Source organism: Jeotgalicoccus saudimassiliensis, from assembly GCF_000756715.1.
Classification (GTDB): domain Bacteria; phylum Bacillota; class Bacilli; order Staphylococcales; family Salinicoccaceae; genus Jeotgalicoccus; species Jeotgalicoccus saudimassiliensis.
On record NZ_CCSE01000001.1, the window covers coordinates 1,021,813 to 1,043,820 of the forward strand.

Here is a 22,008-nt window from a genome sequence, read left to right on the forward strand (position 1 = left end):
AGATGAAACATTGAAGCACACAGACTTTTGGTCTGTGCGTTAATCGTGAAATCTCCAGTTGCATTGTTTGGCGGGGTTTTATCATCTGAAACGCGGGAAGTCCGACAATAATTGTTAATATTATGATGATAAAATGCTGCGCGCCGGTGATTGAGCGGCTGAACGTGAGCGGGACTTAAGTTGGCAGCCGGATTTGGTGATAAGTCGGGGGAAATCTCACCACTTATCACCGAAAAGGATCAAAACGGTGATATGTTGGCGGAAACTTTGGGACTTATCACCAAAAGAGAGCAAATCGGTGATATGTCAGCAGAAATCGCGGGACTTATCACCAAAAAGGAGCAAATCGGTGATATGTCAGCAGAAATAACAAGACTTATCACCAAAAAGGAGCAAAACGGTGATATGTCAGCAGAAATCGCGGGAATTATCACCAAAAGAGAGCAAAACGGTGATATGTCAGCAGAAATCGCGGGACTTATCACCAAAAAGGAGCAAATCGGTGATATGTCAGCAGAAATCGCGGGACTTATCACCAAAAGAGAGCAAAACGGTGATATGTCAGCAGAAATAACAAGACTTATCACCAAAAAGGAGCAAATCGGTGATATGTCAGAAAAAATAACGAGACTTATCACCAAAAACGCGGCATGACGTCCTGCAAACACCCAACACAAAAAAGCCCCGCTCGTAAGCGGGGCCTTTCGATCTATCTATCATTCAATTAGTTAACTTCGTGGTCGCTTCCGAAGAATGATTTGAACATGTGGAATGTTGTTTCGCGCTGCATTGATGCGATTGATGTCGTTAAAGGAATTCCTTTTGGACATGCTTCGACACAGTTTTGTGCCATTCCGCATTCTGCGATTCCGCCTGTACCCATTAGAGCGTCAAGACGTTCGTTCTTTGTCATGCTGCCTGTCGGGTGAAGGTTGAAAAGGCGTACCTGTGAAATTGGTGCAGCACCCATGAATTTAGATTTGTCGTTAACGTTCGGACAAACTTCCAAACATACGCCGCATGACATACATTTAGATAATTCATAAGCGATCTGACGTTTTTTCTCAGGCATTCTCGGTCCGGGACCAAGGTCGTATGTACCGTCGATCGGTACCCAGGCCTGTACGCGTTTTAAGTTGTCGAACATGAATGAACGGTCTACCTGTAAGTCTCTGACTACAGGGAAAGTGCTCATCGGTTCTAATTTGATCGGCTGCTGGTACTGGTCAACAAGCGCAGTACATGACTGGCGCGCGTTGCCGTTAATTACCATTGAACAGGCACCGCAGACTTCCTCAAGACAGCTTGCGTCCCATGTTACTGCAGTTGTTTTCTGTCCTTTTGCATTTACCGGGTTTCTCTGGATTTCCATAAGCGCACTGATGATGTTCATGTTCGGGCGGTATGGAATTTCGAAGTCTTCCCAATAGCTGCTAGCTTCCGGATTTTCCTGGCGTCTGATACTTAGCTTTATAGTTTTTGTTTCAGTTGCTGTAGTACTCATTTATATTTAGCCATCCCCTTCTACTAATGTTTAGCTGAGTAGTCACGAACACGCGGCGGAATTAAGCTCACGTCAACGTCTTCGTATTCGAATCTCGGTGCTTCAAGTGCGCCTTCAAAGTATGCTTTAGTAGTTTTCAGCCATTCTTCGTCGTTACGTTCCGGGAAGTCCGGTTTGTAGTGCGCACCGCGTGATTCGTTTCTGTTGTATGCACCGATTGTAATTACGCGTGCAAGGACAAGCATGTTCCATAACTGGCGTGTAAAGAATGCCGCCTGGTTACTCCACTTCTTAGTATCGTTAATGTTGATTTTTTTATAGCGTTCCATTAACTCCAAGATTTTCTTGTCAGTTTCTAAAAGTTTATCGTTGTGACGTACTACTGTTACGTTAGCCGTCATAATTTCACCGAGTTCTTTATGGATAACATATGCGTTTTCCGTACCGTCCATCGCAAGGATGTTATCGAATTTCTCCTGCTCAGCCTGTGTATGTCTTTCGTACAGTGCTTCGTCAAGATCTTCGTATGAAGTTTCAAGTGTTTTCACGTAGTCGATCGCTTTCGGTCCTGCAACCATACCGCCGTAAATTGCCGACAGTAATGAGTTGGCACCTAAACGGTTACCGCCGTGCTGTGAGTAATCACACTCACCTGCAGCGAACAGTCCCGGAATTGATGTCATCTGGTCGTAGTCCACATACAGTCCGCCCATTGAGTAGTGTACCGCAGGGAAAATCTTCATCGGTACTTTACGCGGGTCGTCTCCTGTGAATTTCTCGTAGATTTCAATGATTCCGCCGAGTTTAATATCAAGTTCTTTTGCATCTTTATGAGATAAATCAAGGTAAACCATGTTTTCTCCGTTAATACCGAGTTTCTGGTTTACACACACGTCAAAGATTTCACGTGTTGCGATATCGCGGGGTACGAGGTTACCGTAGTCCGGATATTTTTCTTCAAGGAAGTACCACGGTTTACCGTCTTTATAAGTCCAGACGCGTCCGCCTTCCCCGCGTGCAGATTCACTCATGAGACGGAGTTTATCGTCTCCCGGAATTGCTGTCGGGTGGATTTGGATAAATTCACCGTTAGCGTAAACTGCACCCTGCTGATAAACGATCGATGCCGCTGATCCTGTGTTGATCATCGAGTTCGTCGATTTACCGAAGATAATACCAGGGCCGCCCGTCGCCATAATTACAGCGTCAGCTTTGAATGTTTTAATTTCTCCGCTTGTGATTTCCTGTGCTGTAATTCCGCGTGCGCGTCCTTCGTCGTCTACGACAACGCCTAGGAATTCCCATCCTTCGTACTTGTCAACCTGACCTTTAACTTCAAAGCTTCTTACCTGCTCATCAAGAGCGTACAGTAACTGCTGGCCTGTCGTAGCACCTGCGTATGCTGTACGGTGGTGAAGCGTTCCGCCGAAACGGCGGAAGTCTAAAAGACCTTCAGGTGTTCTGTTGAACATTACTCCCATACGGTCAAGCAGGTGGATGATCTTCGGTGCTGCTTCAGTCATTGCCTTTACAGGCGGCTGGTTCGCTAAGAAGTCTCCGCCGTATACTGTATCGTCAAAGTGAATTAATGGTGAGTCTCCCTCACCTTTTGTGTTTACTGCACCGTTGATTCCGCCCTGTGCACACACCGAGTGTGAACGCTTAACCGGAACGATTGAAAATAAATCTATGTTAGCACCAGATTCTGCTGCTTTGATCGTTGCCATGAGTCCTGCAAGGCCCCCGCCGACAACGATTACTTTATTATCCGCCATTATTTACACTCCTTTTATACAAACGCAAAAATTGCCATTAGTCCGATAGTAGAAACTGCTAAGAAAATAAAAATTGCCACGTAACTCATAATCTGCTGCGATTTCGGTGACTGTGTAATACCCCATGTAATCATGAACGTCCATAAACCGTTTGCAAAGTGGAAAACTGTCGCTAAGACACCGACAACCCAAAATACAAGCCAGAACGGATTGGCAACGATCTGCTCAACCATCTGGAAGTTTACTTCAGCGCCAAGGAACACCTGGAAGCGCGTCTGGTAGACGTGAACTGCGATGAATATAAATGCAATCACACCTGTAATTCTTTGGAGAACGAACATCCAGTTGCGGTAAGTTGCGTATCTGCCCACGTTGTTTTTAGCAGTAAATGCGATGTAAACACCGTAAATACCGTGGAACAGAATTGGTAAGTAAATGATGAAAATCTCAAGCAGAATAACGAACGGCAGGTTACCCATAATACCTGCAGCGAAGTTAAATGCTTCCTCACTGTATGTAGCCGTAAAGTTAACAAGCAAGTGCTGGATTAAAAAGACCCCCAGCGGTAAAACTCCGAGCAATGAATGTAATCTGCGAATGTAAAAACCTGAATCTTGATTCGACACAAAAGACCCCCCTAACTATTTGTCAACAAACTTTAACTCTTATTTTACCCGTAATAATTTTACAAATCAAGACAGCGTTTAATCTTTTACACTTTTCTTATACATTCGCCGCCCTACTGCTGTTCGCTTAGTTTTCTAACTATGTTTTCCGCGACATTTTTCGGAATGCCAATCTCTGTGAAATCGGTCACATTCTTTTCTTTCATCCGTTTGACTGAGCCGAATTTTGAAAGTAATTTTCGCTTCCTCGCCGGCCCGACACCTTCGATATTATCGAGCTGCGAGACGACAGACGTTTTGCGGCGTGTATTGCGGTGAAATGAAATTGCGAATCTGTGTACTTCGTCCTGAATCCGCTGGAGTAAATAAAAACTCTGCGAGTTCTTTTTCATCGGCACGATTTCCGCCGGATCGCCGTACAGCAGCTCCGCCGTCGAGTGTTTGTCATCTTTTGCGAGTCCCGCGACCGGAATATCGAGTGACAGTTCGTTTAATAATACGCTTTTCACCGTATTCATATGTCCGACTGCCCCGTCTACGATAATTAAATCAGGGAGCGGCAGCCCTTCTTTTAACACGCGCGTATAGCGGCGTCTGACCGCTTCAGCCATAGACGCATAGTCATCCGGCCCTGTCACCGTTTTAATTTTATATTTGCGGTAATCCTTTTTGGACGGTTTGCCGTCGATAAACGACACCATTACACTGACCGGGTCCACACCCTGAATGTTCGAGTTGTCGAACGCCTCGATGCGGCGGGGCGTTTCGATGTTCATGACGTCACCGAGCGTTTCAATCGCTTTAATCGTACGCGCTTCATCGCGGGCGATAATTTCAAATTTATTTTCGATCGCAATGCCGGCATTTTTTGTCGCGAGCTCCACCATTTCGCGTTTGCCGCCCCGGAGCGGCGCTTTCACTGCTGCCGGCAGTGCCTCGTCGAGAAGTGCTGCGTTAAATTCTTTTGGAATGTGCACTTCTTTCGGCATTAAGTTCGAGCTGAGATCGTAAAAGTGCACGATGAATCTGAAGAACTCCTCTTCCGCCGAGTCGTTCATCGGAAACATTTCCGCTTTCTTTTCGATCAGTTTACCGCTTCTGATAAAGAGCACGGACACCGACATCCAGCCGTTATCCACCGCGTAGCCGAAACAGTCGCGGGCAGTCATATCCGACGTCAGCACGTTCTGCTTCAGCATCGTGTTCTCTATATGGCCCATTAAATCGCGGTACTCCTTCGCCTTTTCGAACTCGAGTTCTTCGGCTGCAGCGTGCATTTTTTCTTCCAGTTCTTTCATGACTTCATCGGTTTCGCCGTTTAGAAAGTCCGTGATGCCGTCAATCATCTTCTGGTTTTGTTCTTCTGTCACGTTAAATACGCACGGGCCGAGACACTGTCCGATATGGTAATACAGACACAGTTTGTCCGGCATCGTGTTGCATTTTCTCAGCGGATAAATACGGTCCAGCAGCTTTTTTGTTTCGTGCGCACTGTACGCATTCGGGTACGGCCCGAAATATTTGCCCGACTTCGGCTTAACCGTCCGCGTAACGACGAGTTTCGGGTGCTTCTCCTTCGTAATTTTAATGAAGGGATAGCTCTTGTCGTCTTTCAGTAAAATATTATATCTCGGAAGGTGTTTTTTAATTAATGTGTTCTCGAGCAGCAGCGATTCGATTTCCGAACCCGTGACGATAAAGTCGAACTCGGTAATATCGGCAACGAGGCGCATCGTCTTTTCATCGTGCGCACCGGTAAAGTACGACCGCACCCTGCTCCGGAGGTTTTTCGCCTTCCCGACGTATATAATTTCCCCGTCTTTATTTTTCATCAGATAACAGCCGGGTTCCACCGGCAGCACTGACAATTTCAATTTCAGTTCAGACATATATATCCCTTCTTCTATAAAAAAAGCCGCCCAAAAATGGCGGCTTTAAAAATTTCAATTATGCATGTTTTTCTATTAATGCAGCAAGCTGCTCTTTAGGCTGGAATCCAACTACTTTATCAACAGGTTCGCCGTCTTTGAAAAGAATAAGAGTCGGAATACTCATTACTTCGTACTCGCTTGCTGTTGCCTGGTTTTCATCAACATTTAATTTAGCAATGTTTGCTTTACCTTCAACTTCAGGCGCTAATTCTTCAAGAATTGGAGCAATCATTTTACAAGGCCCGCACCAAGGTGCCCAGAAGTCTACTAATGTAAGTCCACTACCAATTTCTTCTTTAAATCCTGCATCGTTCACATCATATAATGCCATATAAAACTACCTCCATATTTGTGTTGTGTTTATTATACAACAATTCATTTTGTCACTCAACGGTATTGCTTAAGCGATAAACATCAGGTAGACAATGCCGCTTAAAAACATTATCACGCTGATCACGATAAGCACCTTCGCGAGTTTATACATATCAAAGTTATCCACCGGGATTCACCTACTTCATTTCAACTATCGTCACACCGAAGCCGCCTTCACTCGGCATACCGCCGCGGAATGATGATACTTTCGGGTGGCGTTTTAAATACTGCTGCACGCCTTTTTGCAGTGCGCCGGTGCCTTTACCGTGAATAATCTCGACATCCGAGTAGTTCGACAGGAGCACCTGGTCGAGGTAATGCTCGAGACGGATCAGCGCATCTTCGTAACGTTCGCCCCGTAAATCGAGCGAACGGCTGACATGTGTTTTGTTCTGGCGTATCGTTACCGGCTTTTGCGGTTTCGACGCCTTACGTTTCTTCACTTCGGACTTGTCAAGCTTCATTTTAATAATGCCCATCTGCACAGTCACTTCGTCACCGTTCAGACCGATAATCTCACCCTTCTGACCGTACGTCAGCACGTCGACCTCATCGCCGACATTCAGTGTCTCAACTTTTTCGTTCCGCACATCTTTTTTAATGTCGCGCTGGTAATAGCTGTCCGACAGTTCTTTTTTCGCTTTGATGATTTCGTGTTCCTGAATGCTGTCGGCACCCAGTTCCTTCATCATTTCAAGTTCTTTTATAATTTCAGCCGCTTCCAGTTCGCGCTGTTTGACGATGCGGTTCGCTTCGTCTTCCGCGTTTTGGATCAGCTTATCTTTAAATTTCGTAAACTGCTCGTTCGATTCTTTCAGCTCTTTTTGCAGTGCTTCCGCCTCACGCATCAGCTCGTGTGTGTCCTGTTCGTGTTCGCGCGCGAGTGTCGTATGGCGTTCGAGCGCAGTAATCATGTCATTGACTTCCATATTGTCGCGGCCCGTTAAGCTGCGCGCGCGGTCGATGACGCCGTGGTCGAGGCCGAGCTTATTGGAAATTTCAAAGGCATTCGATTTACCCGGTATGCCCATTAATAATCTGTACGTCGGCGATAAAGTGCTCACGTCAAACTCCACACTCGCGTTAATAACGTCGTCACGCGTATAACTGAACGACTTCAGCTGCGGGTAGTGCGTCGTTGAAATAATCTTCGCATCTTTATCGAGCAGATACTCGATAATACTGATTGCGAGTGCCGCCCCTTCTTCAGGGTCCGTCCCCGCGCCGAGCTCATCGAGAATGACAAGTGATTCATCGTCGACACGCTTCAGTATGTCGGCAATATTTGTCATGTGGCTCGAGAACGTCGACAGCGACTGTTCGATCGACTGCTCGTCACCGATATCAGCGTACACATTTTTAAAGACCGCGATGGATGAACCGTCGCGTGCCGGGATCGGAATTCCCGCCTGCGCCATTAAGACCGACAGACCGACCGTTTTAATCGTCACTGTCTTACCGCCGGTGTTCGGTCCTGTTATAATGACCGCTTTCGTTTCCGGTTCAACGACGATGTCGTTTTTCACGACCGTTTCGCTGTCGATTAACGGATGGTACGCACCGATTAAACGGATGGAATCGTCTTCTGAAATTAACGGCTTCGTTCCTTTAATGTGTGCACCGTACTTCGCTTTTGCAAAGACGAAATCGATGTGGTGCAGGTTAGTATTGTATTCATATAAATCATGCGCGACTTCGTTGACTCTTTCTGTCAGTTCGCTCAGGATGCGCGTGATTTCCGCTTCTTCCTGCTCTTTTAAGCGCGTAATGTTGTTGGTCATATCGACGATCGCTGACGGTTCGACATAAATCGTCTGACCGCTTTGTGATGAATCGTGAATAATCCCTTTAAACTCGCTGCGGTAATCCACGTTAACCGGAATCACGTAGCGGCCGTTACGCATCGTAATGATACTGTCTGACAGCTTGCGCTGATTTTTTCTGACGATATCGTTTAAACGTTCGCGGATTTTCTGTTCCTCAGAGCCGATTTTACGGCGGATGCGGAGGAGTTCCGGCGACGCATGGTCGAGCACAGTTACTTCATCGACTGTTTCCGTAATGCGTTTGTACAGAAAATGAATGTCTTCAAGTTCTGTAATGTACGGCTTAATATTCGAAAGAAATACTTCATCTTCTTCAAACGCATTGATCAGCGTATGAAGCATCTGTTTTCTGTTTAATATCGATTTAATTTTATTGAAGTCGCTGACGCCTAAAATACTGCCGATTTCAGCTCTTTTGACGAACGGCTTAATGTCGCTGATGCCGCCGAGTTCCACATGGCGGTATCGGAGCATTGAAGACGCGTCGTCGACTTCCTCTATGTTCTTAACGATTGTACCGGGGTCGGTTTCGACGATGGAGAAATTTAACTCCGCCTTCGTCTTATCACTGACCGCGAATGCTTTTACCGATTCGAGAATTTTATCGAATTCCAGTTTCGTGAATGTCTTATCATTCATTTATATCACTCTGCTTACTTTTATTAATAAATGCTTTAAATTCTTCTCTCGTCATTGCGTTCAGCACCTGAGATTTTTTCACAAATGCTTTTTGCAGCGTGTCGACGCCATACTTCATAAAGTCGAGATGGTCGGTATGGTGCGCGTCCGTGTTTACTGTAAACATGACGTCGCGGTTTGCGATCACATCGCTCGATAAGTCGAGGCGCTGCGGGTTGGCGTTGATTTCAAGTACCGTATTGGTCTGTTTCGCGTAATCGAACAGTTCATCCATGTTTACCGGATAGCCGTCGCGGACACCGATAAGGCGTCCCGTCGGGTGCGCAATGTGCCGCACGTACGGATTGTCCATCGCCGCTTTCAGACGTTTCATAATATCTTCTTCCGACTGCTGAAAACTCGAATGAATCGCTGCGATTACGTAGTCGAGCTGACTGAGTATATCGTCCGGATAGTCGAGCGTGCCGTCTGCGAGTATGTCCATTTCCGTGCCGCTGTACACATCGATGTCGTCGTACTCCTTGTCGATGGCACGGATTTCCGCGAGCTGCTCAAGCAGACGTTCGTCGCTTAGGCCGTTGGCCACGCGCAGACTTTTCGAGTGGTCGGTAATGACGATGTAGCTGTAGCCTTTCCGACGCGCCGCTTCCACCATGTCGCGCACACTGTACGCACCGTCACTGTAGACCGTGTGCATGTGCAGGTCCCCTTTGATATCACTGTGCTTAATAATTTCCGTCACGTCGATATCGGTTTCCTGCCCCGTTTCACGCATTGCCGGCGGAATGTACGGCAGCTCAAAGTAGTTGTAAAACTCTTCTTCCGAGCTGAACGTCTTGACGCCGTCATGCGTTTCCACACCGTACTCGCTTATTTTCTCTCCACGCGCTTTAGCGATCTGACGCATTTTCACGTTGTGGTCCTTTGAACCTGTAAAGTGCTGCAGCGTTGAAATATACTCATCGCCGTTTACAAATCTGAAGTCGACGTTAATTTCATCGAAGTCATGTTCAATTTCAACCGAGAGCTTTTTATCCCCCTGTGCAACGACGTGTTTTACAAACGGCTGGCTGACCATCGTTTCCGTAAACATTTCATAGTCTTCCACTTTGACGATAAAATCCAGATCCCGCGACGTTTCCTTCGTCCGGCGTCCGCTCCCTGTCATGTCGTAACGCTCCACGCCCGGAATCGTCTCGATAACGTCCGTTATGACTTTTTGGAATTTCAGGACGCGTGCGATCGGATAGCGTTCCGGTCTGTTTAATACCGTTTCAATCGATTTTAAAATGTTCTCTTCGGTCTTTTTGCCAAAGCCCGGCAACGCGCTGACTTCCTGATTTTCACATGCTGTTTTTAAATCTTCCAGTGTGCTGATGCCGAGTGCATCGTGAATTTTCGCGATTTTCTTCGGTCCGAGCGTCGGCAGCTTCAGCATGCGGACGAGGCCCGACGGAACTTTATCTTCCAATTCTTTTAATACCGGTGATTCGCCTGTCCGGACAAATTCGGTAATGACTTCGTTCGTCCCTTTACCGATACCTTTCAGTGCACTGAAGTCCTCAATCTCATCGAGAGTTCTGCCGTCAGTTTCAAGTGACGCCGCCGCTTTCCGGTATGCAGAAACCTTGAAAGGATTCTCCAGATTTAATTCCATATATACTGCGATTTTCTCTAGCAGTCTGATAACATCTTTTTTATTCATGTCCTACCTCCGAAAAAAGAGCCATATCTCTATGACTCTACTTGTATCCATTCTATTAATTTGTCCGATACTATAAATGTGTGTTCAACGATAAATGACGCAATGCCCGACTCCGCCAGCGCTTCCTGAACCGGCATGTATGGAATCGTTGCGACGAAAAACAAAATGACAACGAGGACGTACACGACTTCGATTAAGCCGAGCACAGTACCGATTATGCCTGGAATGAGTCCTGCAGAAGTAATCTGCTGCAGGTAATCAAATCCGCTGACGATAATCTGAATAATAATTTTACTGACGATAAAAATTAGAAAGAATGCAAACATATAATAATAAGCATATTCAGAATTGCTCACGTCTGACAGCATAATATTCCCCTGTGCTGTCGACGGGTACGGCATCACTAAATAAAACCTGCTGCCGAGCGCTTCATAATTTAATGAAGCAATGATGATCGCGGAAATCGTCCCGATAAAGTGCATAAACTGCAGCACTGCACCGCGGCGGTAACCGGCAATCAGCCCGATTATAAGTATAATTAGAAGTATCAAAGTCATAAACTAGTTTCCTTTTTTAAGCGCACTGTGTTCTTTTTCCAGCGCCTCGTATTTTTCTTTTAACTTTATATAATCATCCATAATATTACAAGCCGTAAGCACCGCTTTTCTCGTCGTGTCGAGCCCCGGACTGTTTGAAGCAATCGCTGTAATATTGCTGTCGACTTCCTCCGCAACCTTCCTGAGGTGCTCCTCACTGTCTGTGCCGACCAGCGTATAATATTCGTTATATATTTTTACAGCAATGCGTGTTTTTCTCTCGCCCATATTACATTGCCCCCATGTCAATAAAATTTCTCACACATTTATCTATTTCATTAGTTTATTATACTTATCATGGAATGTTAATACAAGCAATTAAAATGGTGCGGTTATTGGGGTTTCGGCGTGTTTTTGAGATGTTTGCATGCCGGGTTTGTGTGTTGTGGGGAGCGGGTGGTTGGCGAGTGGTGATAAGTTCTGGGAGTTTGTGGGACTTATCACCGGTTGGGGTGCTTTTGGTGATATGTCGGGGGAGTTTGAGGGACTTATCACCGGTTGGGAGCGTTTTGGTGATATGTCGGAGAATTTTGAGGGACTTATCACCGTTTCGGGCAGTTTTGGTGATATGTCGGAGAATTTTGAGGGACTTATCACCGTTTCGGGCAGTTTTGGTGATATGTCGGAGAATTTTGAGGGACTTATCACCGTTTGAAGGTGTTTTGGTGATATGTCGGGGGAGTTTGTGGGACTTATCACCGTTTGAGGCAGTTTTGGTGATATGTCGGAGAATTTTGAGGGACTTATCACCGGTTGAAGGCGTTTTGATGATATGTCGGGGAATTTTGAGGGACTTATCACCGTTTGAAGGCGTCTTGATGATATGTCAGCAGATTCCAGGACACTTATCACCATCCGGGGCACTTCAGGTGATATGCCAGCAGATTACAGGACACTTATCACCAAAAACAAACACAAAAAAAGCAGAGACACCCTCAGGCGCCTCTGCCAACTTCAACAATCTCAATAAATCTATCCTCTTAAAATATAGCCCGCTGCTTTCAATGCGTCTTCCACCGGAGTGTGAAGGGCTTCGATGTCTTTATCTGTCAGCGTTTTTTCTCTGTTTAAATATGTTAAGTGCAGCGCAACGGATTTCTTACCGTCTGCCATGTGCTCGCCGTCGTAAATATCAAACGGATAAACGTCTTCGAGATATTTCGGCGCAGCTGCACGGATCTCCGAAATAATTTCAGATACGTTCACGTCGCTCGAAACTTCAAGCGCCACGTCGCGTGATACTGACGGATATTTAGGCAGGATGTCGTAAAGAATGCTGCCCGTCTTGACTTTCAGTACTTCCGCAAGATTAATTTCGAATACTGCTGTCTGTCCAAGGTCATGGTCTTCAGCGTACTGCGGGTGCAGTTCACCTGCGAAACCGATCACTTTATCATCTAAGAGTACGTCTGCCGTACGTCCCGGATGCAGTTCATCGTGTGCCGCCGACTGTTTGTAAGTCACGCGGTCCACGAGACCGAGTTTTTCAAACAATGATTCCAGCACACCTTTCACAGTGTAGAAATCAGACGGCACCGACGTGTTCGTCCATGCAGTTTTGTGCTGTTCGCCGGTCACAATTCCCGCGAGCATTTCGATTTCGTCCGGCAGCTGATCCTGGCCGTTCGTATCGAAAATTTTGCCGATTTCAAACAGCGATACATTTTTCTGCTGGCGGTTCACGTTGTACGTCGCGTTGTCCACAAGGTGCGGCACAAGCGACGTGCGGAGTACTGCGCGGTCTTCACTCATCGGCATTAATAATTGAAGAGACTCCGTCAGCGGCGAGAATTCACCGATGCGCTTTTTGCTCGTTAACGCGTAGTTTATCGCCTGAGAGAATCCCTGTGCGTTCAGCTGGCGTTTAATGACGCGGACTTCGTGCTGCTCATCCGATAAACGGCCCGGTGTAATCGTCGAGTATTCTGGGAGCGTTGACGGAATGTTGTCGTAACCGAAAATACGCGCCACCTCTTCAGAAATGTCTTCCGGAATTTTCAAATCGTCGCGGCGTGACGGAATAATCACGTCGATTGCGCCGTTCTCTTCCTCGGCACCCAATCCAAGTTTCTGCAGTGTGCCGAGAATTTCAGCCACTGTCAGTTCAGTACCGAGGCGGTTATTGATAAAGTCCGCAGATGTCCGGATGACACCCGGCTCAAGGTTCAGTTCACCGTCTGATGCGATGCCTTTAAGCGTCTTACCGCCTGCATATTTTTCAAGTAAATACGCCGCGCGGTTTACCGCCGGTAAAATAAATTCGTGTGACACGCCTTTTTCAAAACGCTGTGATGCTTCACTGCGTAAGTTCAGACGGCTGCTCGTCTTACGGATTTTAACGGGTTCGAATAATGCAGACTCAATTACAACGTTCACTGTGTTATCCGTTACTTCCGAATCGAGACCGCCCATAACACCTGCAAGTGCAATCGTCGCGTCGCCGTTTGTGATTACGATATCTTCAGCTGTCAGCGTGCGTTCCTTACCGTCGAGCGTCGTGAACTTCTCGTCTTCACGCGCTTTACGCGTAACAATTTTGTCAGAACCAATCTGATCGCGGTCGAACATATGAAGCGGCTGACCGTATTCCATTAACACGTAGTTTGAAATATCAACGACGTTGTTAATCGGACGGATGCCCGCTTTGATTAAACGGATCTGCATCCATAACGGCGCAGGTTTAATTTCAACGCCGCGCACTTCACGTGCCGCATAAAACGGTACGGCTTCAGCGTCTTCGTTTTCAATAGCAACAGTGACGACATCATCGATTTCCGAAACTGCCGTTTCAGGTACTTCCACTTCCCCGCCGAATAATGCACGTGTTTCGTAAGCTGCACCGATCATCGACAGCGCATCTTTACGGTTTGGCGTTAAGTCGAACTCGAGCACCTGGTCGTCCAAATACAGCGCTTCAAGTGCTTCGGTACCAGGTGCCGGTTCACCGTTGAACATGAAAATGCCGCCCTGGTATTCAGCCGGTACGTATTCTTCTTTCACACCGATTTCTTCCAGTGAACAGATCATGCCTTCTGACACTTCACCGCGGAGTTTCGCGCGTTTAATTTTAATGCCGCCCGGCAGTCTGCCGCCGACTTTTGACACGATGACGTAGCTGTCGGCTTTAACGTTTGGCGCACCGCAGACAATCTGCGTCGTTTCTTCGCCTGTATCGACTTCGCATAAGTTTAAACGGTCCGCTTCCGGGTGCGGTTTAACCGACTTCACATAGCCGACAACAAGTTTTTTAATATCTGCTGTGTAATCGATAATATCGTCGACTTCAATCCCGCCGCGCGTAATGCTTTCAGCAAGTTCGTTCGTCGGCACGTTAATATCGATAAACGTCTCAAGCCACTCTCTAGATACTCTCATTACTGTTCGCCTCCATCTTCTGTCGGAATAAATTGATCAATGAATCGTAAATCGTTCGTATATAAATGACGGATATCTTCGATACCGTATTTCAGCATTGCCACGCGGTCAGGTCCCATTCCGAATGCAAATCCGGAATACTCTTTCGAGTCGAATCCTGCCATTTCAAGTACGTTCGGGTGCACCATGCCGGCACCTAAAATTTCAATCCAGCCCGTCTGCTTACACACGTTACAGCCGGAACCTTTACATTTGAAACATGAAATATCGACTTCAACACTCGGCTCTGTGAACGGGAAATAACTTGGACGAAGACGAACTTCTCTTTCGCTGCCGAAAATTTCTTTCGCGAATAATTCAAGCGTTCCTTTTAAATCGCTGAGGCGGATGTTTTTATCGACTACAAGCCCTTCAATCTGTGTGAACTGGTGTGAATGCGTCGCGTCATCGCTGTCGCGGCGGTACACTTTACCGGGGCAGATAATTTTAACCGGCCCTTCACCTTTTTGCGCTTCAAGCGTACGCGCCTGCACCGGAGATGTGTGCGTACGCAGGAGAATATCTTCAGAAATGTAGAAACTGTCCTGCATGTCGCGCGCCGGGTGTGATTTCGGCAGATTCAGCGCCTCGAAGTTGTAGTAATCCTGCTCGACCTCATAACCTTCTTTAATTTCATAACCTAAGCCGATAAAGAAATCTTCAATATCCTCAACGATGCGGTCAATCGGGTTTGAGCCGCCGATTTCAAGCGTGCGTCCCGGTAATGTAACGTCGATTGTTTCAGCAGCAAGTTTTTCTTCAAGTGCTTTTTTAGACAGTTCCGCTTCAAGTTCAGCGATCTGTCCTTCGATTGTGTTACGAAGTTCGTTGACCTTTTGACCGTATGCCGGACGTTCTTCGTTTGAGAGATTTTTCATCTCTTTCATTAACCCTGTTACTTTACCTTTTTTACCTAAATATTCAACACGCAGTTCGTTCAATGCTTTACTGTTATCAATTGCGCTTAATTTTTCGCTGAATTCAAGCTGCATTGTTTCCATCACCTGTGTCATGCCCGTCACTCCTCATATGTTAAAAGTTTAATATTTAAAAAACAAAAAACCCCGTCCTCAATAAAAGGACGGAGTTCCGTGGTACCACCTAATTTTCTGCATATGCAGACACTTACTGCGTCTATATGGTGACGCATATCCCGTATACTTCATCAATCAGGTGAACACTGATTAAAACCAGACATTAATTTTCAGCTGATATTAATGTTCTCTGTGACTGGTCTCGATAATCATTTATTCCTAACTTCAACCGAAGCAGATTTATAATATTGTTACATTCATTATAGCTGAAATCCGCTTAAAATCAAGATTTAAAATGATGCATCATGATAGCACCGGCAATTGCGACGTTTAAGCTCTCGCTTGAACCGGGCATATTAATCTTCGCGTTGATATCCATCATACCGAGTGTTTCATCTGACAGGCCCTGGCCTTCATTGCCGAGTACGAGCATAATATCACCGTCCGGCTTGTTGAAGTCGTCGATGTACACAGCATCGTTCAGCGACGTGCCGATTTTAATACCTTTAAATGCTTCGGCTGCTTCCGCTGCTTCACGCTGTAAAATATTCAGGTGGAAATGACTCCCCTGCGCACCGCGCAGTACTTTCGGATTGTACGGGTCTGCACTTTTCGGCGTAACCAGTACTGTTTTAAAACCGAATGCGTCAGCTGTCCGGATCAGTGTGCCGAGGTTCCCCGGATCCTGTATATCTTCAAGCAGCAGCACTCTGTTGTAGTCCACTTTGCCCGGTTTCTGCTGATTCACAACAGCAGCAATTCCCGGCGGCGTGTCCAGTGTCGATAAAGTTTTCATGACGTCACGGGACACGTAGAGCACTTTAAATTTATCGATATTTAATTCGTGATTAAATCCGTCTTCGATAATAATCACATCGACCGGCTGGTTATAATTAACCGCTTCTTCAACTAAATGAACACCTTCGATTAAAAACTGTTCTGACTTTTTGCGTCCTTTTGCCGTGTGCAGCTTACGGTAATTTTTAATGCGCGTGTTATCTTTTGAAGAAATTACTTCTTTTACCAAATGATTTCGTCCACCTTATCGTCGTTTAATGATTTGACTACTTCAGTTACGAGTTTAACCGCGTTGTTGTAGTCTTCTTTATGCATAATTGATACGTTTGAATGCATGTAGCGTACCGGAACACCAATGACAACCGACGGAATGCCGTCATGTGATACGTGGAATGAACCGGCGTCAGTACCTCCGCCCGTTATCACCTGTAATTGTACAGGGATATCTTTGTCTTTGGCAACTGCCATAACGTGTTTTCTGAAAGGAACATGTCCGATCATCGAACCGTCCATTAATAATACCAGCGGCCCTTTGCCGAGATCGCCTGTACCGTTTGATGATTTCATTCCAGGTGTATCCATCGCGAGACCGACGTCCACCGCGATTGCAAGATCCGGATTTACTTTATTCGCACCGACTTTTGCTCCGCGTAAACCGACTTCCTCCTGCACTGTTGCACCGCCGACAAAGTTAATGTCGATATTTTCTTTTTCAAGGTTTTTCATTACGTCAATTGACAGCGCCACACCGTAACGGTTATCCCACGCTTTAGCGAGCAGGTAGTTTTTGTTTGTCATTTCTTCAAACTCAGATGCCGGCGTGACCATGTCTCCAGGCATAATACCCGCTTCCTCCACTTCCTCTTTTGAAGCGACACCGATATCGATAAACATATCTTTAATTTCAACCGGCTTCTTGCGCTCGGATGCCGACAGTACGTGCGGCGGTTTAGAACCGATTACACCGGTAATTATTTTACCTTCACCCGTCGTAATGTGCATGCGCTGTGACAGCATGACCTGGTTCCACCAGCCGCCGACCGGCGTAAATTTCAGGAAGCCGTTTTTGTCGATTTCAGTAACCATAAAGCCGATTTCATCGAGGTGACCCGCAACGAGAATCGTTTTGCTGCCGTTCTTCGCATTCTTTTTGCCGTACACGCCGCCAAGGTTATCTTCTATAATTTCATTGCTCACCGGCTCGAGGTAGTTTTTCATCTTCTGTTTTACTTCGCTTTCAAATCCTGCGATGCCGTTCACGTCTGTTAAATCTTTTAGCATTTCAAGCTGTTTATCCATTTAAAATTCCCCTTTAAAAATTGATGTTAAAATTATTTTACCATATAGTATTTCAGGTTTCGAAATAATAATACTGCGAAAGAAAGCACCCTCTATTAAGAGAGTGCTGCAGTTAAATTAATTTCTGTCCGGATAGTCATAGCCTTCTTCATTTCTTCTTGGATATTCATCCACCCAGAAGTTGTGATCTTTAAATTCATCGCGAGTCGGCTCAAAGACAATCTCGTCAATTTTGCCCTGCTTCTGCAGTTTATACTGACGCTCGTAATCTCTGAATGCTTTGAGTGCCGGTTTTTGCAGGATGAGTATCGCGATAACGTTAATCCACGCCATCAGTCCTACACCGAGGTCACCCATCTGCCATGCGAGGTCTGCTGTTGAAACCGTACCGTAGAACGCTGAACCGATTAATACAATCCCAAGTACAATTTTCAGCCACGGCATTCTGCCTTTAAGCATATATACCAGATTCGTCTCTGCTATATAGTAATACGCGAGCATCGTCGTATAACAGAAGAACAGAAGCGCGAATGCGATGAAGTATGAACCGAATCCAATAAAGCCTTCCTGGAAGTTATCCATGCCGTGGAACGCGCTGTCGATACCAGCTTGAGTAAATGTAACCGTACCGGAAACATCTTTCTCGCCTTCAGCGTTCGTCTGATACACACCGTTATCTATAATGAGTCCGCCGTCGCCGTCAGACACGTTATACATACCTGTCATTAAAATCATCAGTGCTGTTGCTGTACATACGAATAAAGTATCGACGTATACAGAGAATGACTGAACAAGACCCTGTTTCGCCGGGTGAGATACTTCAGCAGCACCTGCTGCGTGAGCGCCTGTACCCTGACCTGCTTCGTTTGAGTACAATCCGCGTTTGACACCGATCATAATCATGGCACCAACTGTACCTGCGAACTGCTGTTCAAGACCGAATGCACTTCTGAAGATTAAACCGAATAAAGCCGGTACTTCTGAAATGTTCATAATTACGATTGTTACCGCCACGATGATATATGCAATTGCCATAAACGGCACTGCTGCTGTCGCAACGTTTGCAATTGAACGGATACCGCCGAAAATAACTACTGCCAGAATGACGATTAAGAATACACCAATCATCCAGCCATCAAGCATCGGCAGTGCGTTTGTTGCTGCACTTGAAATTGAGTTGGACTGAATACCTGGAAGTAACAGACCGCACGCAAGTACTGTTACTACTGCGAAAAGCAAAGCGTAGTACTTACCAAACGTTCCACCGATCCCCTTTTCGATGTAGTACGCCGGCCCCCCGCGGTACTGTCCATCCTCTTTCTGTTTGTAAATCTGTGCCAGTGTCGACTCTACGAATGCACTGCCTGCACCAAGGAAGGCGATGAGCCACATCCAGAATACTGCACCTGGACCCCCGATAAAGATTGCCGTAGAAACACCGACGATGTTACCTGTTCCAACACGCCCTGCCAATGATACAGCAATTGCCTGGAAACTTGAAATTCCATCAGCTGATTTCCCGCCTTTAAACATTAAACGGACCATGTCGACTATGTATCGCACCTGAAACAATCTCATGCGAATTGAGAAGTACAACCCTGTGACAACGAGAAGTATGACGAGTGCCGCACTCCAGACGATGTCGTTAAAAAACGTTACAACTGTCTCCATTAAATGATTCCCCTTTGTTTTCTTTATATAATAAGAAATTACCACTCAAATATAGTCTATTTATATATCCTTGTCCATACTTTTTTGTAAATATGTTAACGCTTACAAAACCGCCGTATCAGCTTTATCGGCTATAACCGTTGGGGTGTAAAGGCTCAGGGAATTAAAAACACCTTATCCAGTTAATGGATAAGGCTGAATTATCAGTATATTTATTTGAGTGTGTGATTTAGTGAACTTTTGTGTCAATATACTCTACAGTGAATAAACACTTTTTCTGTAGTACTTGACGAGGCGCACTGCTATCGAAATTATTACTGCACTCATCACGATAAAACCTGAATACATTAAGTACATATTCGTGAGGAGACCTGCCTGCATCATCGCCGCCGTCGTATTTGCGAGCGCGTGCAGAAGAATCGCTGCCGGGAAAAGCCACCATCTGCCTTTCATCATTACGGATGCGAACACGATAATTGACAGTCCGATGTGCAGACTGATTGCGAGAATCCGTTCAGCGATTGCGATTGCGTACATGTACCAGGGCTGGCTCGCGATTATGTCCTCCTGTGCGACGGGGAGCGAGCTGAGTGCGTCCGATCCTGAATTTATGAGGATTGACAGGATGATTCCATTTAACATGCCGAGACCGACGACTGCAAACGCTTCGATGCCGCCGTGGCCGATGCCGTATGATACGGCGCTGTCGATATCCTTGTAACGCCTTTTCGTGAGGAGGAAGGCAAGCAGGCGGCCGGTCTCTTCAAAAATCCCGGCGGCAAATATGCCGTACAGTACGTAGAGCCACGGTGATTGGCTGATCAATGCAATTGTACCGTCCGGTTCCGGCTGCAGCACTAAAACATGCATAATCTGTTCAAGTACCAGCGCGAACAGGATAAACACCGCGATTCCCAGTAGCAGCGGTAGCCATCTGATTTTGAATTTACGTCTTAATATCAATATAAAAATAAACGGCAGCAGCACCGCTGCGATGCCCGTTACTGCCATAATTATAATTTCCGACTGTGAAATCATAGTTTACACGTCCTTTTTGTTAATATTGTATCGGTAAATTGGGAGCGGGGCAATGGTGCTATTAGCAAACGAAAAACTCATCTGCCAGTAAGACGTTGTCACAGGACGATGAACCTGTTTCTTCTGCTTGCAAGATGGTCTTACAGGTCAATGAGTATACTTCTTCTGCTTGTAAGACGTTGTCACGGGCAGATGAGTCTACTTCAATTGCCAGTAAGACGTTGTCACGGGCAGATGAGCATATAATCTGCTAGTTGCTGTTAGTAATTTTATCCTTATACCTGTTTAATATCTCATGAACCTGATACGCTTCGTCAAAATCACGATATCGAAATTCATAGTATGTCCATTTGCCTTTAGTAATCTGATTACAGTATTTATTTAATAATCGGAACACAGTCCGTTCACTGACTTTGTAATCGATAAACTCCATAAACCGCTGCTTCGTTAATTTATCATTTAAAAACAGTGATTTATAATCACTAATCGCTCTAAGTACATGCGTTTCTTTCTTCTCGGTCTTCCCGCATTTTTGACATGTCATATAAAAGTGATTCGTTTCCAATTCAAATCTCCCGCAGCCGCCGCAGTACAGTCCTTTTCGCAGCGAATCAAAATCGGCGGATTTGTCGAGAAATGGATTGGGAATGATGTGCTGGCGGATTACTTCAGCAATGTTTTCTGCGACGCGGCCGGCATACATATTTTTGAATTGCATGAGGTAATTGCGCAAGCCGGCCCGCATGACGATATTGTTCCAGAGCTCTTCGTCCGAACTTTGCAAACGGAACTCGATATTTGGAAATATGATCTTCCCGGAAATATCGAACGCGCCCCTCACCTCGTAGCGCATCTTGACCAGCCTGCCGATGGCCCGGCGCAATTGGGACAGCGCGTCTTCGGAGACTTCGGATTTTCCTATAAACCATTTGCCTGCTTCGTACCGGTAAAGCCCGGAGTAGTTTTTAATCTCGTTAACGACAATCCCGTCATCGTTGACAATTAAACAATCGTATTGTACAGTCTTCCCGTCAATCCGCAGATAAATATCGCGGAATACGAACACCGAACTGTGGCCTGCTTCGTCAAACACCCGGTCGTATTCGCACTCCCCTGCAAATCCTTTCTCCTGGACAGTCAGACTTTTCGCGTCCTGTCCAGATAGAACAATCCGTTTCTTCAACGCACGGTAATACGCTAATTCTCCGCCAATAAATCTTTCATTCAGTATCATGAATTTCATCCTCCCTAAAATAGCTCTTTACCTATATATAGGGAAAAACGGCGTTTTATTTTTTTATCGTACAGGTTAATTTAATTATTTAACAAAACGAAAATAAATGGAAAAATTTCCCGAACCCCCCAAAAAACAAAAAAGGCACCCAACTCTATGGGTGCCCTTTTAAGTACTTCTTATTTGTCTAAAGCTTTTTTAGCCTGGTCTACGATTTGACCGAAAGCAGCGTCGTCAGCGATAGCAATTTCAGAAAGCATTTTTCTGTTGATATCGATTCCTGCAACTTTAAGTCCGTTCATCAGACGGCTGTAGCTGATGTCGTGCTGACGTGCAGCAGCGTTGATACGTGAGATCCATAATTTACGGAATTCACGTTTCTTCTGTTTGCGGTCACGGTATGCGTACTGACCTGATTTCATTACAGCCTGTTTAGCTGTTCTATATAAAGTGCTCTTCGCACCAAAATAACCTTTTGCCTGTTTTAATACTTTTTTACGTCTCTTACGAGATGTTAATCCATTTTTTACGCGAGCCATTTCTAAC

19 protein-coding genes are annotated in these 22,008 nt (G+C 45.8%); 2 read left to right on the forward strand and 17 right to left on the reverse strand.

Going from position 1 to position 22,008, the window contains the following annotated elements; genetic code table 11:
* The first annotated feature begins 180 nt into the window (after positions 1-180).
* On the forward strand, positions 181-654 hold the full coding sequence (locus tag RZ44_RS04910) for a hypothetical protein (RefSeq protein ID WP_035809129.1): 474 nt from the start codon (positions 181-183) through the stop codon (positions 652-654).
* A 70-nt stretch (positions 655-724) separates the two neighbouring features.
* Here the strand turns inward: RZ44_RS04910 and sdhB are convergent, their stop codons facing one another.
* The 9 genes from sdhB to zapA form a co-directional block, all read right to left on the reverse strand.
* The gene (gene sdhB / locus RZ44_RS04915; RefSeq protein ID WP_035809131.1) at positions 725-1,504 is read right to left on the reverse strand and encodes a succinate dehydrogenase iron-sulfur subunit; all 780 of its coding nucleotides are present in this window, start codon (positions 1,502-1,504) and stop codon (positions 725-727) included.
* 23 nt (positions 1,505-1,527) lie between these two features.
* Entirely contained in the window at positions 1,528-3,279 is a 1,752-nt protein-coding gene (gene sdhA, locus RZ44_RS04920; RefSeq protein WP_035809134.1) for a succinate dehydrogenase flavoprotein subunit, read from the reverse strand.
* 14 nt (positions 3,280-3,293) lie between these two features.
* Positions 3,294-3,905 (reverse strand): succinate dehydrogenase cytochrome b558 subunit, encoded by a 612-nt coding sequence (locus RZ44_RS04925; RefSeq protein ID WP_035809138.1) that lies wholly within the window; start codon positions 3,903-3,905, stop codon positions 3,294-3,296.
* 113 nt (positions 3,906-4,018) lie between these two features.
* Positions 4,019-5,794, reverse strand: a complete 1,776-nt coding sequence (gene uvrC / locus RZ44_RS04930; RefSeq protein WP_141638990.1) for an excinuclease ABC subunit UvrC — start codon at positions 5,792-5,794, stop codon at positions 4,019-4,021.
* Between the two features lie 58 nt (positions 5,795-5,852).
* Positions 5,853-6,167, reverse strand: a complete 315-nt coding sequence (gene trxA, locus RZ44_RS04935; protein WP_035809144.1) for a thioredoxin — start codon at positions 6,165-6,167, stop codon at positions 5,853-5,855.
* A gap of 178 nt (positions 6,168-6,345) precedes the next feature.
* Positions 6,346-8,673: an endonuclease MutS2 gene (locus RZ44_RS04940; RefSeq protein ID WP_035809147.1), complete on the reverse strand. Its 2,328-nt coding sequence runs from the start codon at positions 8,671-8,673 to the stop codon at positions 6,346-6,348.
* Positions 8,666-10,378, reverse strand: a complete 1,713-nt coding sequence (polX, locus tag RZ44_RS04945; RefSeq protein ID WP_035809151.1) for a DNA polymerase/3'-5' exonuclease PolX — start codon at positions 10,376-10,378, stop codon at positions 8,666-8,668. The genes RZ44_RS04940 and polX overlap by 8 nt, the downstream gene beginning before the upstream one ends.
* Before the next feature lie 29 nt (positions 10,379-10,407).
* Entirely contained in the window at positions 10,408-10,935 is a 528-nt protein-coding gene (locus RZ44_RS04950) for a CvpA family protein (RefSeq protein ID WP_035809154.1), read from the reverse strand.
* Positions 10,936-10,938: 3 nt separating this feature from the next.
* Complete coding sequence (zapA, locus tag RZ44_RS04955) at positions 10,939-11,202, reverse strand: cell division protein ZapA (protein WP_035809157.1); 264 nt, start codon at positions 11,200-11,202, stop codon at positions 10,939-10,941.
* A 172-nt stretch (positions 11,203-11,374) separates the two neighbouring features.
* Here zapA and RZ44_RS04960 point away from each other — a divergent pair, with 172 nt between their 5' ends.
* Positions 11,375-11,629 carry a hypothetical protein gene (locus tag RZ44_RS04960; protein ID WP_141638991.1) on the forward strand — a complete coding sequence of 85 codons (255 nt, stop codon included), beginning with the start codon at positions 11,375-11,377 and terminating at the stop codon, positions 11,627-11,629.
* A gap of 317 nt (positions 11,630-11,946) precedes the next feature.
* Here the strand turns inward: RZ44_RS04960 and pheT are convergent, their stop codons facing one another.
* The 8 genes from pheT to rplT form a co-directional block, all read right to left on the reverse strand.
* Positions 11,947-14,349, reverse strand: coding sequence for a phenylalanine--tRNA ligase subunit beta (gene pheT, locus RZ44_RS04965; protein ID WP_035809160.1), 2,403 nt, complete (start codon positions 14,347-14,349; stop codon positions 11,947-11,949).
* A complete protein-coding gene (pheS, locus tag RZ44_RS04970) occupies positions 14,349-15,389 on the reverse strand; it encodes a phenylalanine--tRNA ligase subunit alpha (protein ID WP_407927289.1) in 1,041 nt (346 codons plus the stop codon). Before pheS ends, pheT begins: the two co-directional genes overlap by 1 nt.
* Before the next feature lie 316 nt (positions 15,390-15,705).
* Entirely contained in the window at positions 15,706-16,449 is a 744-nt protein-coding gene (locus RZ44_RS04975) for a TrmH family RNA methyltransferase (RefSeq protein WP_035809164.1), read from the reverse strand.
* Positions 16,443-17,519 carry a M42 family metallopeptidase gene (locus tag RZ44_RS04980; protein WP_035809167.1) on the reverse strand — a complete coding sequence of 359 codons (1,077 nt, stop codon included), beginning with the start codon at positions 17,517-17,519 and terminating at the stop codon, positions 16,443-16,445. The genes RZ44_RS04975 and RZ44_RS04980 overlap by 7 nt, the downstream gene beginning before the upstream one ends.
* 117 nt (positions 17,520-17,636) lie before the next feature.
* A complete protein-coding gene (locus RZ44_RS04985; protein WP_035809169.1) occupies positions 17,637-19,190 on the reverse strand; it encodes an alanine/glycine:cation symporter family protein in 1,554 nt (517 codons plus the stop codon).
* A gap of 255 nt (positions 19,191-19,445) precedes the next feature.
* Positions 19,446-20,228: a YhfC family intramembrane metalloprotease gene (locus tag RZ44_RS04990; RefSeq protein WP_052108815.1), complete on the reverse strand. Its 783-nt coding sequence runs from the start codon at positions 20,226-20,228 to the stop codon at positions 19,446-19,448.
* Positions 20,229-20,478: 250 nt separating this feature from the next.
* The gene (locus RZ44_RS04995) at positions 20,479-21,462 is read right to left on the reverse strand and encodes a nuclease-related domain-containing protein (RefSeq protein WP_052108817.1); all 984 of its coding nucleotides are present in this window, start codon (positions 21,460-21,462) and stop codon (positions 20,479-20,481) included.
* A gap of 179 nt (positions 21,463-21,641) precedes the next feature.
* Entirely contained in the window at positions 21,642-22,001 is a 360-nt protein-coding gene (rplT, locus tag RZ44_RS05000) for a 50S ribosomal protein L20 (protein WP_035809172.1), read from the reverse strand.
* Positions 22,002-22,008 lie beyond the last annotated feature (7 nt).